Source organism: Microcystis sp. T1-4, from assembly GCF_000297435.1.
Taxonomy (GTDB): domain Bacteria; phylum Cyanobacteriota; class Cyanobacteriia; order Cyanobacteriales; family Microcystaceae; genus Microcystis.
Map to the genome: position 1 here is coordinate 1 of NZ_CAIP01000385.1, position 712 is coordinate 712.

Below are 712 nucleotides of genomic sequence, written 5' to 3' on the forward strand. Positions count from 1 at the left end.
AGGTATTAGAAAATTGCTAGAAATTCTATAATCTAAGACTTTAAGCCGAAATCTATTGCCCTATTTTAGCTGAAACAGTCCACTACAAGATCGGCGATCTGCTATGCAGTGCCTTCGGCATCGCACTTCTTAATGGGATCACAATGCTTTGATCTCAACGATGCAGCCCTCAACATTATCCACCTGCAATCGATAACCGTAGAGCATCGCCATTCCGAGCAACGGCTCTGTCTCTGATGCTGCGATATCAACCTCGCAATATTGCCCATCCCAAATGACTGTTGCAGTGTAAAAATCAAACAAGACTTCGCTGCCATCGCCTAGAGTCGCTGGATTGGAGATCGTCCAAGGCAACCCCAGGCGAATGATGATTTCAGATGGTAAAGACAGAAAGCCATCAAACCAGGTATCAATCACGGTATTGATGAATTCCCGCTGACCAGATGAGTAGTTACCAACTACAAGAGAAAGTGCAGCTTCACGGCGCAAATTCACAACTCCATGTATCATGAATTCTTCTTTAAGCTGCGCAAACCAAAGTGATAAGCTAAAACGCACTTAAACCACCTAAAATAGAAATAGTAACTTGAGAAAATTCCTACTTATGCCAGCCAAAGATTTCCTAGACTTAGAAGAAAAGAAAAACTTACAAAAAGCTCTTAAAGAAGAAGAAAGAGCAGAGGTTAGGGAAAGAATTTTAATGTTTCTCTTT

Annotated in this window: 1 protein-coding gene and 1 pseudogene; one reads left to right on the plus strand and one right to left on the minus strand. The window is 41.4% G+C overall.

All coding sequences use genetic code 11. The features are described from left to right. Positions 1 to 138: 138 nt before the first annotated feature. Complete coding sequence (locus tag MICAI_RS17740; RefSeq protein WP_008205426.1) at positions 139 to 510, minus strand: hypothetical protein; 372 nt, start codon at positions 508 to 510, stop codon at positions 139 to 141. Positions 511 to 604: 94 nt separating this feature from the next. Here MICAI_RS17740 and MICAI_RS26025 point away from each other — a divergent pair. Beyond that, positions 605 to 712, plus strand: a pseudogene (locus tag MICAI_RS26025) (IS630 family transposase); the annotation flags it as partial.

What these genes read in the sequence shown, in the direction of transcription:
- MICAI_RS17740 (WP_008205426.1), bottom strand. Translation starts at nt 510, where the DNA reads ATGATACATGGAGTTGTGAATTTGCGCCGTGAAGCTGCACTTTCTCTT.